15 protein-coding genes are annotated in these 14,251 nt (G+C 64.5%); 5 read left to right on the forward strand and 10 right to left on the reverse strand.

The window, feature by feature from the left end; genetic code table 11:
• Nucleotides 1–272: 272 nt before the first annotated feature.
• Nucleotides 273–1,454, reverse strand: coding sequence for a bifunctional sugar-1-phosphate nucleotidylyltransferase/acetyltransferase (gene glmU / locus MUG98_RS13420; protein ID WP_265107954.1), 1,182 nt, complete (start codon nt 1,452–1,454; stop codon nt 273–275).
• Nucleotides 1,455–1,843: 389 nt separating this feature from the next.
• On the opposite strand from glmU, the gene MUG98_RS13425 reads away from it, so the two are divergent.
• A complete protein-coding gene (locus tag MUG98_RS13425) occupies nt 1,844–2,053 on the forward strand; it encodes a DUF7563 family protein (RefSeq protein ID WP_250142577.1) in 210 nt (69 codons plus the stop codon).
• 158 nt (nt 2,054–2,211) lie between these two features.
• Here the strand turns inward: MUG98_RS13425 and glmM are convergent, their stop codons facing one another.
• On the reverse strand, nt 2,212–3,546 hold the full coding sequence (glmM, locus tag MUG98_RS13430) for a phosphoglucosamine mutase (protein ID WP_265107955.1): 1,335 nt from the start codon (nt 3,544–3,546) through the stop codon (nt 2,212–2,214).
• 369 nt (nt 3,547–3,915) lie between these two features.
• Here glmM and MUG98_RS13435 point away from each other — a divergent pair, with 369 nt between their 5' ends.
• A complete protein-coding gene (locus MUG98_RS13435; protein WP_265107956.1) occupies nt 3,916–4,176 on the forward strand; it encodes a transcription initiation factor IIE subunit alpha family protein in 261 nt (86 codons plus the stop codon).
• A 57-nt stretch (nt 4,177–4,233) separates the two neighbouring features.
• Here the strand turns inward: MUG98_RS13435 and MUG98_RS13440 are convergent, their stop codons facing one another.
• Together MUG98_RS13440 and MUG98_RS13445 are read right to left on the reverse strand one after the other, a co-directional pair.
• Nucleotides 4,234–5,244, reverse strand: a complete 1,011-nt coding sequence (locus MUG98_RS13440) for a lipid II:glycine glycyltransferase FemX (protein WP_265107957.1) — start codon at nt 5,242–5,244, stop codon at nt 4,234–4,236.
• Between the two features lie 2 nt (nt 5,245–5,246).
• Nucleotides 5,247–6,872: an alkaline phosphatase family protein gene (locus MUG98_RS13445; protein WP_265107958.1), complete on the reverse strand. Its 1,626-nt coding sequence runs from the start codon at nt 6,870–6,872 to the stop codon at nt 5,247–5,249.
• 114 nt (nt 6,873–6,986) lie between these two features.
• Here MUG98_RS13445 and MUG98_RS13450 point away from each other — a divergent pair, with 114 nt between their 5' ends.
• The gene (locus tag MUG98_RS13450) at nt 6,987–7,601 is read left to right on the forward strand and encodes a hypothetical protein (RefSeq protein ID WP_265107959.1); all 615 of its coding nucleotides are present in this window, start codon (nt 6,987–6,989) and stop codon (nt 7,599–7,601) included.
• 24 nt (nt 7,602–7,625) lie between these two features.
• On the opposite strand, the gene MUG98_RS13455 is transcribed toward MUG98_RS13450, so the two are convergent.
• Both MUG98_RS13455 and MUG98_RS13460 read right to left on the reverse strand, forming a co-directional pair.
• Entirely contained in the window at nt 7,626–9,299 is a 1,674-nt protein-coding gene (locus MUG98_RS13455; RefSeq protein ID WP_265107960.1) for an ATP-binding protein, read from the reverse strand.
• 271 nt (nt 9,300–9,570) lie between these two features.
• On the reverse strand, nt 9,571–9,714 hold the full coding sequence (locus MUG98_RS13460) for a hypothetical protein (RefSeq protein WP_265107961.1): 144 nt from the start codon (nt 9,712–9,714) through the stop codon (nt 9,571–9,573).
• Nucleotides 9,715–9,739: 25 nt separating this feature from the next.
• On the opposite strand from MUG98_RS13460, the gene MUG98_RS13465 reads away from it, so the two are divergent.
• Nucleotides 9,740–10,234, forward strand: a complete 495-nt coding sequence (locus MUG98_RS13465) for a DUF555 domain-containing protein (RefSeq protein ID WP_265107962.1) — start codon at nt 9,740–9,742, stop codon at nt 10,232–10,234.
• Nucleotides 10,235–10,517: 283 nt separating this feature from the next.
• Here MUG98_RS13465 and MUG98_RS13470 read toward each other — a convergent pair whose 3' ends face one another.
• The 4 genes from MUG98_RS13470 to MUG98_RS13485 form a co-directional block, all read right to left on the reverse strand.
• Nucleotides 10,518–10,754 carry a UPF0058 family protein gene (locus tag MUG98_RS13470; RefSeq protein WP_265107963.1) on the reverse strand — a complete coding sequence of 79 codons (237 nt, stop codon included), beginning with the start codon at nt 10,752–10,754 and terminating at the stop codon, nt 10,518–10,520.
• A gap of 269 nt (nt 10,755–11,023) precedes the next feature.
• Nucleotides 11,024–11,203: a DUF7836 family putative zinc-binding protein gene (locus MUG98_RS13475; RefSeq protein WP_265107964.1), complete on the reverse strand. Its 180-nt coding sequence runs from the start codon at nt 11,201–11,203 to the stop codon at nt 11,024–11,026.
• A 115-nt stretch (nt 11,204–11,318) separates the two neighbouring features.
• Nucleotides 11,319–12,299: a transcription initiation factor IIB gene (locus MUG98_RS13480; protein WP_265107965.1), complete on the reverse strand. Its 981-nt coding sequence runs from the start codon at nt 12,297–12,299 to the stop codon at nt 11,319–11,321.
• 188 nt (nt 12,300–12,487) lie between these two features.
• Nucleotides 12,488–12,784 (reverse strand): DUF357 domain-containing protein, encoded by a 297-nt coding sequence (locus MUG98_RS13485; RefSeq protein WP_265107966.1) that lies wholly within the window; start codon nt 12,782–12,784, stop codon nt 12,488–12,490.
• A 121-nt stretch (nt 12,785–12,905) separates the two neighbouring features.
• On the opposite strand from MUG98_RS13485, the gene MUG98_RS13490 reads away from it, so the two are divergent.
• Complete coding sequence (locus MUG98_RS13490; protein ID WP_265107967.1) at nt 12,906–14,219, forward strand: TIGR00341 family protein; 1,314 nt, start codon at nt 12,906–12,908, stop codon at nt 14,217–14,219.
• The last annotated feature ends 32 nt before the right edge of the window (nt 14,220–14,251 follow it).

Raw genomic sequence — 14,251 nt, forward strand, 5'->3', positions numbered from 1 at the left:
GTCATCGAGGCCGAAGGACCACGGGACCACCCCCATAGTCCCGGATCCACACGGCCCCGGTGACGACTCGCACTCGAACGACCTCGGAATCGTACCTGGAGGGGCAGTGGCGATCGAACAACGTGTGGTACCGATCGATTCCCTCCAGTTTGACTAGCTATTCCGGATCTTATAAACCCCACACTTGATAACTACGGCCATGCCAGCACGAGTCACGCGACCGGGCTCGCGACCGATCGCGGGGTTCGGATGTCGGATCGCGCTGGCGATCGCTACCGATCGCGGTCGACGACCTCGCCAGGGCGGGTCGTCGACCCGGCCGAGAGTTTCAGCCCGGGCGTGAGACTGGTGTTGATCCCGGTCTTGACGCCGTCACCGACGACGACACCGAACTTTCGTCGGCCGGTCGAGACGCGGTCTCCTTTCACGGTGAATCGGACGTCCCCGTCGTCGTGTCGCAGATTTGCGACGGTCGTCCCCGCACCGAAGTTCACGTTCCTGCCGAGGATGCTGTCACCGACGTACGAGAGGTGGTTGACGGCGGCACCCGGGGAGAGGATGCTGTTTTTCACTTCGACGCCGTTGCCGACCGACGCGTTCCGGTCGATCAGCGTCGCCCCGCGAACGTAGGCGTTCGGCCCGACCGACGCGCCCGATCGGACCAGGGCAGGGCCCTCGATCACGACGCCCGGTTCGATCGTCGCACCCGGTTCGACGACGACGTCTCCCTCGAGGTGGGCCGCGTCGCTCACCTCGCCGGCGATTCGCCGGTCGAGTTCGCCGAGTTTCCACTCGTTCGCTTCCAGCAGTTCCCACGGTCGGCCGACGTCGAGCCACCGATCGAGGGTGATCGGCGTGACGGCGAACTGGTCGACCACCGTCGCGAGGACGTCCGTGATCTCGTGTTCGCCGCGCTCGCTCGCCGGCACGTCGAGCCACTCGGTCGCCCGCTCGGGGAACGCGTACGCGCCGGCGTTCGCGAGGTTCGTCGGTGGATCGGCCGGTTTCTCGACGATGTCCGTGACCGTCCCGTCGGTCGTGCTGAGCACGCCGTAGTTGCGCGGATCCGGTACTTCGACGGTACAGACCGCCGGACAGGCGTCGAACAGGCGTTCGATCGCGGCCGGGTCGTACAGGTTGTCTCCGTTCAGGACCGCGAACGGACCATCGAGCTGGTCGCTCGCGGCCTCGACGGCATCCGCCGTGCCGGCCTGTTCGCGTTGGTCGGCGTAGGTGACCGGGACGCCGCGGTGTTCCGCCCCGAAGTAGTCCCGGACCGCCCCCTGCTCGTAGCCGACGACCAGCACGATCTCGTCCGCACCGGCGTCGATCGCGGCGTCGACCGTGTGCGCGGCGAGCGGTCTGTCCGCAACGGGCAACATCGGTTTCGGGAGCGACTCGGAAAGCGGTCGGATCCGGGTCCCCTGGCCTGCTGCGAGAACGACGGCTTGCATACCGATGGGTGACGGCGATCGGAGGGATTACTATACAGCCACTACTCCCCGGCGTCGATCCCCGGACGTGGGCGGTCTCGATCCGCCACGACCGCTCCGCAGCGTATGGTCTGGATCCGATCGATCATCCTCGGATTGACCGACCCGGTTCGGCGCAGTTCGACCGGTTCCCGATCAGTCGATCGAGCGGGGCCGAGACCCCGTCGACCCGACGTTAAACACGGCGTTACTGTCTATAAATGGTGGATTTCTCGAGATGTGAACCGTAATACTACCGTTTTCTGAATTGTCCCGAACGCCGGTTAATTCGGGTTGAAATGTTCCACTAACTTGCTCGTCGCGAGTTATGCGGTCTATATTAAATACCGTTCTGTGGCAACGCGTTGGTGATGTCGACTGAACCAACCGACGCCAAGTGGACGCCGATGACGTCAGGTCAGCAAACGAGTGCCCCCCGCTGTGTCAACTGTGGGCACCAGGTTACCCGCCAGTTCGCCCGCGTGTTCGGAGACAACCGCGACGTGGTCCACGCCTGTCCCGAGTGTGCGACCTACCGGGAGATGAAAACGTCCGACTTCATTCCGAAAGAACGCCGCTAGCGGATCGATCGACGGATCTCGGATCGTCTGCTCTCTACCGTGCGATCGCGGCGACCTCGTCGGGTTCGAACGGATCGGCCGCCGGCGAGTTCGTGCGGGACGAGTGACGGTGGGGGATGGGGAGTACACAATCAGGGGTTCGGAGTGGCGTCGTATCGTTACCCGTCGGTCGTCGCGGCCTCGCTCGATTTGGTCACGAACTCGGTCGCCGCGTCGAACAACGCGTCGGCGGCGTCCGCCGTTCGCCCTTCTGCAGTCACCCGAACGAGCGGTTGCGTGCCGCTGGCACGGATCAGGAACCAGCCGTCGTCGGTTTCGACGCGAACCCCATCGAGCGTCTCGACGCGGGTGTAGCGCTCGTGTACCCGTGTCCGAACGTCGTTCATCACGGCCGCTTCGCCGGTGACCTCGGCCGAGGTCCGCCGGATGGGATACTGCTCGATCGCGTCCACGAGGTCGGCGAGTGACCCCGCCGAGGTGACCAGTTCGACGAGTTTGCACGCCGCGAGCGGCCCGTCCGGACACAGCGTCTCGTCGGGCCAGATCCACGCGCCGCTCGGTTCGCCGCCGAAAACGACGCCGTCCTCGGTCGTCCGTTCGGCGACGAAGACGTCACCGACGCGGGTCCGCGTGACCGACGCACCCACGGCGTCGAGCGCGTCGTCGACGGCGAGGCTCGTGTCGACGGGTGCAGCGACCCGGTCTCCCTCGCCGGCCACACCCTTCGCAAAGAGCGCGAACAGCACGTCTTTCGGGACGAAGCGGCCGGTCTCGTCGACGGCGAGCAGCCGATCGGCGTCGCCGTCGTGTGCGACGCCGAGGGCGGCATCCGTGTTCGCGACGACCGACTCGAGCGTCTCGAGCGTCTCCCGCGTGGGTTCACTCGGCCGTCCGGGGAAAGACCCGTCCTGGTGGCCGTTCAACGTCTGGACCGTACAGCCGAGGTCGTCGAGCACCGACGCGGTGATCGCCCCCGCACCGTTCCCGAGATCGACGACGATTTGCGGTGATCCGGTGACGTCGACGGCATCCCCGAGCCGGGTAGCGTGGCTTCTCCGGGCCGTCTCTCGGTGTCGCCGGTCACCCAGTTCGTCCCACCTCGCCAGTCGATACTCGTCGTCGCGGACCCGTCGTTCGATCGCGTCCCGCCTGTCCGGACCGAACGCCTTGCCGCTCGGCGTCCAGAGCTTGATTCCGTTGTCGGTCGGCGGGTTGTGCGACGCCGTGACGACGATGCCCGCGTCGGCGTCGAACCTCGATACCGACCGCGCGACGGTCGGTGTCGCCTCGATTCCCACGTCGACGACGTCGGTTCCACACTCGCGGAGTCCCGCGGTGACCGCGTCGGTGAGCAATCGACCGCTGTCACGAACGTCTCGTCCCACGACGACGCGATCGGCCCCGTCGGAGGCGACTGCCCGCCCGACCGCGAGTGCGAGTTCGGCGGTGACCTCGATCCCGACCGGACCGCGGATCCCACTCGTCCCAAACATGCCACCCGCTTCCCGTTCCACTCGCGTTACTATACGGTGCTTACCGGCCCGCCCGAGGAGTGCTCGAGCGACGGGGCCGTACGCGACACTTTCGCCTTCCGGGAGGAAATTTCGGCGCGCTTAGGACGACGGTATGACCGGCTACTGTGAGAGAAATCGTTCACGCGCCCGTTAGCCACGACCTATATTTTTGAACGTTCGTTATCGTATAACCGTCCCAGTCGTCCACGGTTTCGTACGCATGGATTCCGCAGCACCCCCACGCTCGACCGCGGGTTCCGGCACGGGTCGGGCCCGATCGCGCTCGCGACGTGAACCGTCCCGATCGAGTCGCGCCGACGTCGATCGGCCTCGCCGATCGGAGCAACGATGAGCACGTCCGAACACGAGTCCGACGCCGAGGGAAACGCGCCGACCCGCTCGCTCGGCGAGCTACCGCCCAGTTCGAAACTCGTCTACAAGGTCCTCGAGTACGAGGGGCAACTGACACAGGAGGAGATCGCCCGGGAGTCGCGGCTGTGTGCCCGGACGGTTCGCTACGCGCTCGGCAAACTCGACGACGAGGGCCTCGTCGCCAGCCGGGTCTGTCTCGACGACGCCCGGCAGTCCAAGTACTGGATCGAGAAGTGACCGGGCCGATCGAGAATCGATTTCCACCGGACACGAAGGCGAAGGGTGGACTCCCGATCACCGGCGCTTGCGATACGTGTCGATCACGAAATCGATCCCGAACGACCCGGACGTGATGGTGTAGTTCGTCTCGAGCCGCGGGTTGAACTTCGCCTTGTACCGGTTGATGCTCGGTACGCCAGCCCCGACGAGGTCGTACCGCTCGAGTCCCGTTCGGAGCCCGTCCCGCATGACGTGCCAGTCGAGGAGATCGTTGATCGCCACGTCGACGTCCGCGTCCGGCTTGACGCCGCCCTGCCAGCGGTAGCGCGTCCGATCGGATTCGACGACGAGGATCCCCCCGAGAAAGTCACCGTCGACGCGACAGACGTACGGCCGGATCGATCCGTCGGGTAGCGCTTCGTACACCGACTGGGCGAACGCCGCGCTCAAGTGGAACGATCGGCCCTGGTTCTCGTAGCGGCGCTGGACCTGTTCGATGATCCGTGCGACGTCGGCGACGTCACCCTCTTCGATGGCGTAGACGTCGTCGTCGGCGTTGCGCACGTTACTCCGGGCGTCGCCGCTGAATCGGTCGAGCAGGTCGTCCTCGGATCCCTCGAGGTCGACGACGTAGGTGTACTCCGGTTCGACGTCGTACTCGTTCCAGACGAACGGACGGACGTCCTCGAACTCGGCGGCGACGAACTTGGTGTACAGCGGCGAGATTTCCTCGTCGATCCACTCGAGACAGCCGTCGAGAAACCGCCGGATGCGCCGATCGGCCTTCCGTCGCTTGAGTTTGGCGACGTTCAGGACGGACGGACCGAGGTAACACGACCACGACCGCGGTGCGGGGGAGAACACGCCGGTGATCGGCCCCTTCGAGTACTCGAAGATCGGAAAGAGTCCGACGGCCTCCTGTCCCTTGAACCCGGCCAGGAGGTGCAGCGTGGTGCCGGTGTCCTGGGCCTGCAACCGTAGCGCTTCGGCCCGGTAGAACGGGTTCGTCCCGTCCGATCGTTCGACGTAACGGTTCCAATCCGCCGCGTCGTGCCGCGGATCGAGTACTGTTACCTCGACACTCATCGTTACAGGTACCCGAGATCGGACAGTCGATCTTCGACGGCCGCGTCGTCGGTGGCCGTGATCGCGTCCGCGTCGTAGGCCGGATACTCCGTCGTCGAACTCCCGTCGACGATCGGTAACGGTTCGCCGTCCATCGCCGCGTCGACGGCCACGTCGAAGACCGAACAGATCGTCGGCGCGACGTCGAAGATCGACGCGTCGGTGAGCGGGACCGACTCGTCGAACGCCGGCCCGGCGGCAGCGACGACGCCGGTCCGCTTGTGGTTCCAGGGTTCCATCGGCTCGCCGAACCGGTCTTTTTCGAGGTCGGCGGCGATCGCGTTGTCGAAATCGGTCGGTACCGTCACGACGTCCGGGGCCTCGTCGACGTGGGGTCCTTGGAAGACGGTCTCCCTGGGGACGACGGTCTCGAACATCGCCTCGCCGGCCGGCGTTTCGACTGCCGATAGCTCGTCGACGAGTTCCGCCCGAACTCGATCGTACTCCGCTCGCGGAACCTGCCCGTTCGGCTCCCGACCCTCGAGATTGATCCGGACGCCGAGTTCGCTCTTCGATCGTACGTACGCGCGCGAGTTCGGGAAATCGACCTGCTCGCTCGCCGCCCTGAGCACGTCGTTCGGAACGCGCGTGCCGATCGGTTCCTTCAGGCCGATCAGGTCCAGTGCGGCGGCGACTCGCTGGGTCGTCAGCCCCACCGTCGCGGCGACGTTCATCGCTCGCTCGAGGGGGCCCTGATCCCGTTCGCTCGCTTCCTCGCCCTCGAGGAGGTCGTTTTCCCACGCCGTCGACCAGTTCGGCATTCCGTCACCGCCGCTCCGGGCGCTGACGTACCCCCGCTCCCGCAGGAACTCGTTGATCCGGAACTCGTGGCCGTCGACTGTCCCCATTCCGTGATCGCTGACGACCAGGACGTTCTCGGGGTCCGTCTCCGCGATCGTGTCGGCTATCTGTCGATCCACTTCGCTATAGACCGCTTCGATCGCCCGCCTGTCGCCGGGTCGTTCGTGGAAGACGGAATCCGTGAGCTGGAACTGGAGGAACCCGAAGTCCGGTTCGAACCGGTCACAGAGATACCTGAACGCAGCGCCGCGGTCCGCGAGCGTTCGTTCGTAGCTCTCGAGCGATCGGTCGGGTTCGGGACCGCTCCGGGGGTAGACCCGGTAGTCGCCGCAGGCCTGTTCGACCTCCGCGAGGATGCCCTCGGGGTGACAGGCCGGTTCCTCGGGTGCCGTCAGTCCGGGGATCAGTGCGCCGTCGAACTCGCGTGGCGGATGAGTGACCGGGAGGTTGACGACGACGCTGCTGTGTCCGTGGTCGCTCAACAGTTCCCAGATCGCGCGTTCCCGAACGTACGTCGAATTGACGACGTCCCAGTCGTAGCCGTCGAACGAGAGAAAGTCGTAGACACCGTGTTTGCCGGGGTTTTTCCCCGTATACAACGACGGCCACGCGCTCGCCGTCCACGGTGGAATCTGTGACTCGAGCGGGCCGCTCGTCCCCCCGTCGAACAACCGCCGGACCGTCGGCATCACCCCCGACTCGAACAGCGGCTCGAGTACCGGTCGACAGCCGGCGTCCAGCCCGAGTACGAGGAGCCGAAGGTCGCCGTCGTCCGTCGCACGTTCCATGGGCGGGTGGTGCGTCCGTTCGGGCTTTGTTATGCAACCGCTTGGAGTCGGTGTATGATCTCGCTTCGCGTTCGACGCCGACAGCCGAGATCGCCGCAGCGAGACTGCTAGACCGTGCCTGTCGATACCGGTGACAGTTCACTATACTGTCTGTCGACGACCCTCACGACGTCGTGGCTGTATCGACGTTCCGATCGGCTCACTGCGGCCGACTGCCGGCACGTTCTCGAGTCGTTCGCCTTCGACGTGCTCGATCGCAACGGCCGGCTCCGGGGATCGATCGACGCGATCCTGCCGGACAGCGTGACGTCGCCGGTTCCCGGACCGGCGGAGCGATACGAGGCCGGCGAAGCCCCCATGTCGAAGCTCTCGGCGTCCGTGGTCGACGACGCGGATCCGCTGGCAATTCGCCGCGCTCGTCGTGACAACTACCTCGCGTGGCGACGGGTTCTCCGATCACGCGACGGCGTCGAAATCCCGTACGAGACCCCGTTTCCCGGTATCTGTCCGCAAGTCTTTCCAGTGCGTGTGACGGAGCCCGGGCGATTCTTCCCACGCCGCGAGCGCTGTGGCGTCTCGAACGTCACGCCGTGGCCGCGGTTATCGCCGATCGTGATCGCGGATTCGCAGTACAGCACCGCGACACGGTCGGCGCGGGAGGTCGTCCTCCCGGTCTCCCAGTACGTCGATCCGGCGACGATCGAATCGGTCGGAAAGCGACTCCCCTGAGAGCGCGATCGCCATCGCGGCCCCTCAGTCCCCGGCGACGGCCGACCTGAGTTTCGATCGGGCCGTCTCGCTCAGCGTGTAGGTTCGTTCGGCGGGCCGATCGAGGACGGACTCGGTCCGGAGTTCCGAGAGCAAACTCTGGACGGCGACCGGCGACCGGCCGACGCTCCGTGCGACCGCTTCCGACTCGAGCGGGCCCGATCGGGCGAGTTCGGTCACGATTTCCCGCGCCGTCGGCTTCGAACACTGCGAATTATCGCAGGCGCGGGTGATCCTGTCGTCGAGCCACGTCGGTCCGAATTCGACGCGGCCGTTCGTGTCGGCGTCCGCGACGAGGATCTCCCCCTCCGGGTTCGACTCGTCGACGTTCGCGTATCCGAACTCGTGATCCTCACCGGCGGCCTGCACGATCCTGTCCTCGGTCGGCGCGGATTCGGATCCGTTCCCGGAGTCACGCTCCGCTTCGTCGAGGCGCTCGCGAAGCCGTTCGTTCACCGAACTGAGTCGAGCGACTTCCGCTGCGAGGTCGTCGATCCGGTCGTCCCGATCGGCGAGTTTCGCTTCGAGATCGTCACGTTCGGCTTCGAGGTCGTCACGTTCCGCCTCGAGGTCGGCCAGTTCGTCGTGGAGTCGGCGCCGATCCTGGTCGGTGTTCGGGAGGTGGGTCTGGACGGTCTCGGGCCGCGTCAGTGCGTCGGCCATCTGCTTCGCTGCACTCGAGACGTCCCGCGCGGACTCGAGTTCGTCCTCGAGTGTTTCGATGCGTTTCTCTTTCTTTTCGAGTTCGTTTTCCAGTTCGACGATCCGGTTTTCCTCCCGTTCTTTCCGCTCGGAGATGTCCTGTAGATCCCCGACGAGGGCGTCGGAGACGGACTTGAGTTCGGGCCGTTCGAAGTCGTCGAGTCCCGGGGTGGCACCGGCGTCGAACGTTCGCTTCCGGCGAAACTGCACCTTTCGGACGTCGACTTCGGTCCAGTCGGTCTGGACGAACGCCTGTCCGTCGTTCAGGTCCGAGACGAGTTCCGAGTACTCGGTGTCGATGATCCGACCGACGACTTTCGTGTCGTTGTCCCACGTCAGCCGGTGCCAGACGAGCCAGTTCGCCTGCGTGATGAAATCCTTTTTGACGTCCGCTGGTCGCTGGCTGATCCCGAGGATCCCGAGTCCGTGTTTGCGTCCGCGTTTGCTGATCTTGATCAGGAGTTTTCCGGTTTCGCCGACGCCGCCGCCTTCCGGAATGTACTCGTGGACTTCCTCGACGATCAGCAGGAACGGTTTCTTCAGCTTCTTCTCCTTGACGAACAGTTGTCGCGCGATCTTCCGGAGGAGTTCGTCGGCCACCTCCTCGTCGAGGTAGCCCGAGACGTCGAGGATGACGGGGACGTTCTCCTCGAGCGCGAGCGTCGCCATCTGTTCGGCGTGTTCCGGCCCGATCTGGATGTCACACTCTTCGTCGGCCCCCGCGTGGAGCATCTCGTACTCCTCTTTGAGTCCGTAGTACTCGCCGTCGGTGTCGACGATCAGCAGGGGGTATCCCGCGTCGAGCAACTCTTCGGCCAGGACGGAGGCCGTGTTCGACTTTCCCGACCCCGACTTCCCGGTGACGAATCCGCGACCGGTCAGAATCTCGACGACGGGGAGGTACAGATCGGTTCCGACGGCGCTCTCGCCGACGTGGATCTCCCGCTGCTCGCTCACCGCTTCCCCACCCCGGTTGGGAGCGACACGTTCATACTATCAATACAGTTCGATCACGTGACCTTGAATATTGGCCTCGGTTCGACGGCGGCGTTCGGAGACGGTTGCCGGAGTACGGCGTGACGTTCGCTACGAGATTTGCGCCCGAAAACGCACGCCTCAGTCCTGGTATCGGCCAGATTAATCCGAGGTTTGCTGGACGAAAAGCGACACCACCCGTCCATAACTGCGTCCACAGGCCGATCGACAACTCGATACCGATCGCTCCGGGTCACATCCGGTCGACGAATCCGTGATCCGACTCGACGACGAGCGGTGCCGGCTGTACGCAACTGTTGATCCGGACGCAACCGACCGACTCCAGCACGGAACCGGCGTATCCGAACACGATCGATCCCACGGGGCGAACCTTCATACCGGATGCGATACAATAACCATACATGAACTGCAGGGTTGTCGTCGAAGCTGCCGTGCCGGTATTCGACGTCGAGACGGAGGACGAGGCGATTCGGATCGCCATCTCGAAGACGGGCGAGATGTTGAACCCTGACCTGAACTACGTCGAGATCAACATGGGCGAGCGGACCGCTCCATCGGGAGAGGAACTCCCGCCCGCGTTCATCGCCGCGGACGAGGCGCTCGTCGCCCTCGAACTCGAGATGACCGTCTTCAACGTCGAGCGCGAGGAACACGCCTCGCGCATCGCACGCAAGGAGATCGGTCAACGGCTCGAAAACATCCCGCTCGAGGTGACGCAAGTCGATGTACTGGAGGACGAAGACGACGAGGACGAAGACGAAGAGACGACGTCGTCAGCCGACGCCGACTCGACCGACACCCCTGACACCGGTTCCGAGGACGACGAAACGGCGTCGAACGACGAGGGTGACGAGGACGACGAGATCCTCCCCGAGTTCGAAGACCTCGTCGAGTAACTGCTCGTTCTCCCGTCGAGACGGCAAGACGACACCGTCGTTTCCACGTTCGCGAACGGATCTGCAGTGACGTTCTCTGGCGACGATATCCGATGACACCGCTGGCGACTGTCGTGGCTCACCCGTCGACGGACGATCGGCGACCGGCGACCGGTGTCCGGTGACGGGTCGATATTCGGCAGGAGCAAGCAGAGGTGCGATATTCGAACGGGAGATCCAATTCCCAGCGTGAGAGAGACGGCTCTCGCCGATCTGTGTCGGGCCGGAGGATACGACGGTAGACTCAGTCTGCGGTTGCGGCGACGGCTTCCTGCTCCCCCTCTCGCATGTTCGTCGTGATTCCCCCTGCGAGTGCAAAAACAGCAGCCTTGTGATCAGTTTTCGATTTGTGAATCGATGTCGGTCGAATACCGCGCGACTCGTACTCGTCGAGGTCGATCTGACAATCGTTCCACTCTGCACACTGGTTCGATACCTCCGCAAGAAGGCCGTGAAGGTGAATGAGCTCCTGCTTCTTCATAACCATCCAATCCTACCCACTGCAGGGTTATATTATTATCTTGAGTCGCGTTAACACGGCCCCTTTCTCCGAATACTGGTGTGTCAACGCTCGGGAGCGAGCGAAGGGGCCACCTACCCGAACTGATCGACCGTCACGTCGCCGTTGTAGTCCGATATTACTCTCGTAAGGTCGGCTTTCTCCGCAATTTCTGACACTGGACCGTCGGAGAGTTAAACCGTCGCTACCCTGGGAACGACAGCGAGACGGAACGGTGATCGGCGACGCGGTTAGCCGAGCTGTTTCAACGTCTGGAGGTCACGGTCCGTCCGCATGAACTCGGACGTCCGGCGCGAGGCGTGACAGTTCGGGCAGTGAAACATTTCGGCGGGCGTGGGGAGTTCGTCCGGAGAAGTCTGCCAATCTTTCGCACATTCTGGACACAACAGTTGAATAGTCGTTTCGTCCATGTTATCGATGTGCACACGGGACGGCAAAAGCTTTGTCGCGCGTTCGAGTGTGACGGCACGAAAATTACCGCCGATCGGATGACAGACGACCTGCTGTGTCGGGAGTACCGGGCCTTTAGGCCGGTGCGGCGGTATCCGAGGCCTCGAGCAGTTCCTTGTACCGGTTGCGGATGGTAACCTCGGAGATGCTCGCGACTTCGCTGACGTCGTTCTGGGTGACCTTCTCGTTGGTCAGCAGGGCTGCGGCGTAGACCGCCGCGGCGGCGAGGCCGACCGGCGACTTGCCGCTGTGGACGCCCTTCTGTCGGGCCGACTCGAGCAGTTCGCGGGCCATCCGCTCGGTCTCGTCCGAGAGGTCGAGGTCGCTGACGAACCGGGGAACGTAGTGTTCCGGATCGGCCGGCTTGACCTCGAGTCCGAGTTCGCGGATGATGTACCGGTACGTGCGGGTCAACTCCATCTTGTCGACGCGGCTGACGGCCGAGATCTCGTCGAGGCTCCGGGGCGTACCGGCCTGTCGGGCGGCGGCGTACAGCGACGCCGTCGCGACGCCCTCGATCGACCGGCCCGGGAGGAGATCCTCCTCGAGCGCGCGGCGATAGATGACGCTCGCGGTCTCGCGGACGTTCTCGGGGAGGCCGAGCGCGCTGGCCATCCGATCGATCTCGCCCAGCGCCTGTTTGAGGTTGCGCTCCTTGGAGTCGCGGGTGCGGAACCGCTCGTTCCAGGTGCGCAGGCGCTGCATCTTCTGACGCTGGCGACTCGAGAGCGCGCGGCCGTAGGCGTCCTTGTCCTGCCAGCCGATGTTCGTCGAGAGCCCCTGGTCGTGCATCATGTTCGTCGTGGGAGCCCCGACGCGGCTCTTCTCGTCCTTCTCGGCGGCGTCGAACGCGCGCCACTCCGGCCCGCGATCGATCTCGTCCTCTTCGACGACGAGACCACAGTCTTCACAGACCGTCTCGGCGTGCTCCGAGTCCGAGACCAGACGGCCGCCACACTCCGGGCACTGCTCCTGCTCGGTGGACCGCGCCGTCGTTTCCTCTTCTCGGTCCGCCTCTTCCTCGTCCGTATAGGTTCTGATGGTCGTATCTGTCATGGTATATCGGGTGGGTTACTCGGGGCTCCCGGGTGGGGTAACCAGAAGAAACCCGGTCGCCTCAGCTAACATATCGTTAGGCCGTAAGGCATATAAAGATTTCGCCTACTTTATAAACTACTCGCCTTTGTTGGTATATATGTTTTGGTTATATTGGTATTAATCGTGTAGATTGTCCCGGCGGTGACTCACGGGGAGCCGTCTACGGTGAACAGGTGGCCGTCCGTCGGCACGTCGAACAGGCCGACGCGCGCACCGGCATCGAGCCAGGCGTGCCCGTAGGAAAACGACGCCAGGGCGTTGACGAGGTCGTCGTTCTCCCGGAAGTGGTTCCCGTCGGACAGGTAAGACTCGGCCATCTCCCGGCAGTCGGCGGCCGCCGCCGCCATCGGCGTTCCCTCGGGTGGTGCGATCGTCGCTTCGTCGAGCGCCTCCGCGAGTAACCGCCCGTAGCGATCCGTTTTCTCGTCTATGTCCGCGGCCATGTTCGGCACTCGTCGGTCAGCCCCGTAAGTCCGTCGTCGAGACCGGGCACTTTCCTCAGTGACTGTCGAACCCGCTTTAGCCGGTGGATAGGTTTCAGCCATGCCGACGTACCGGTCGTGAATGCGACTGATTCAGGTGCTCGTCCCGAATTGCAAACGGGACGAGGCGCTCCGGGCACTGGACCGCGAGGACATCGACTACGTCCGGACGGACGAACACAGCGACGATCTCGACGCCGAACTCGTCACGTTCCCGGTCCCGACGCAGGCCGTCGAACACGTTTTGACGTCGCTACGCGAGGTCGGCATCGACGACGACTTCGTGATCGTCTCCTCGATCGAGACCGCTCGCACGCCTCAAATCGAGACCCTCGAAGAACGGTTCGTCAACGGAACGGAAGCCGACGACAGCATCGCACCCGAGGAGATTCGTTCGCGTGCGATGAATATGACGCCCGGCCGACCCACCTACTACGCGATGACGCTGTTGAGCGCGCTCGTCGCGACCGCCGGTCTGTTGCTCGATTCGCCCGCGATCGTCGTGGGATCGATGGTGATCGCCCCACAGGTCAGCGCCGCACTGACCGGGACCGTCGGCCTCGTCCTGAACGATCGCCGGATGTTCCTCGACGGCCTCTCGTCGCTGGTAGTCGGCCTCGTCGTCGCCGTCCTCGGGGCCTTCGCGTTCTCGTGGCTGATTCGCTCCGGCGGGATCGTCCCGGTGACGATCGACATCACGGCCATCGCCCAGGTGCAACAGCGGATCTCGCCGGAAGTACTCTCGCTGCTCGTCGGCGCTGCCGCCGGTGCTGCGGGCGCGTTCGGACTCGCGACGGCGATCCCCGTGTCGCTGGTGGGCGTGATGATCGCTGTCGCGCTGATTCCCGCCGCTGCAGCGGTCGGGATCGGACTGGCGTGGGGCAACGCCGGCGTCGCGATGGGTGCGTTCGTCCTGCTCGCGGTCAACGCGACGTCGATTCTGCTGGCCGGACTCGCCGTCTTCTGGTACCTCGGCTACCGACCGGAAGGCTGGATGGGCGGGAACCTCCGGGCGAACGTCGCGCGCGATCGGATCGGAACGCTCGCCGTCGTTCTCGTCCTCGGGGCCGTCGTTCTCGTCGGTGGGGGTCTCGTCCTCGGGCAGCACGTCGCCTTCGAGAACGCCGCCAACGACGAGGTCCGGACCGTCCTCGACGAGGACGTGTACGACGACCTCACGCTCGTCGAACTCCGGACCGAGTTCCACGACGGGGGAACAGCGAGCGACGAAACCGAAGTGACGATCGTCGTTCGACGGCCCGCGGACGTGCCGTACCCGACGCTGGTGACGAGCCTCGAAGCGGCGCTCGAGGATCGAACCGGCCACACCGTCTCGGTGGTCGTCGAGTACGTCGAGGGGTCGACGTCCCCGGACGGGGACGCTACCCCGTCGTAGCAATCGGGAGAGGTTGCTGAGAACGCAAGCGG

Origin of the sequence: Halosolutus halophilus, assembly GCF_022869805.1 — an archaeon.
Lineage (GTDB): Archaea > Halobacteriota > Halobacteria > Halobacteriales > Natrialbaceae > Halosolutus > Halosolutus halophilus.

Bases quoted from the DNA above. Each gene is read 5' to 3' on its own strand.
- MUG98_RS13470 (WP_265107963.1), bottom strand. From the start codon at position 10,754: ATGAAGAAGCAGGAGCTCATTCACCTTCACGGCCTTCTTGCGGAGGTA.
- MUG98_RS13480 (WP_265107965.1), bottom strand. From the start codon at position 12,299: ATGACAGATACGACCATCAGAACCTATACGGACGAGGAAGAGGCGGAC.
- MUG98_RS13465 (WP_265107962.1), top strand. From the start codon at position 9,740: ATGAACTGCAGGGTTGTCGTCGAAGCTGCCGTGCCGGTATTCGACGTC.
- MUG98_RS13440 (WP_265107957.1), bottom strand. From the start codon at position 5,244: ATGAGTGTCGAGGTAACAGTACTCGATCCGCGGCACGACGCGGCGGAT.
- MUG98_RS13475 (WP_265107964.1), bottom strand. From the start codon at position 11,203: ATGGACGAAACGACTATTCAACTGTTGTGTCCAGAATGTGCGAAAGAT.
- MUG98_RS13490 (WP_265107967.1), top strand. From the start codon at position 12,906: ATGCGACTGATTCAGGTGCTCGTCCCGAATTGCAAACGGGACGAGGCG.
- MUG98_RS13435 (WP_265107956.1), top strand. From the start codon at position 3,916: ATGAGCACGTCCGAACACGAGTCCGACGCCGAGGGAAACGCGCCGACC.
- MUG98_RS13425 (WP_250142577.1), top strand. From the start codon at position 1,844: ATGTCGACTGAACCAACCGACGCCAAGTGGACGCCGATGACGTCAGGT.
- glmM (WP_265107955.1), bottom strand. From the start codon at position 3,546: ATGTTTGGGACGAGTGGGATCCGCGGTCCGGTCGGGATCGAGGTCACC.
- MUG98_RS13460 (WP_265107961.1), bottom strand. From the start codon at position 9,714: ATGAAGGTTCGCCCCGTGGGATCGATCGTGTTCGGATACGCCGGTTCC.
- MUG98_RS13485 (WP_265107966.1), bottom strand. From the start codon at position 12,784: ATGGCCGCGGACATAGACGAGAAAACGGATCGCTACGGGCGGTTACTC.
- glmU (WP_265107954.1), bottom strand. From the start codon at position 1,454: ATGCAAGCCGTCGTTCTCGCAGCAGGCCAGGGGACCCGGATCCGACCG.
- MUG98_RS13445 (WP_265107958.1), bottom strand. From the start codon at position 6,872: ATGGAACGTGCGACGGACGACGGCGACCTTCGGCTCCTCGTACTCGGG.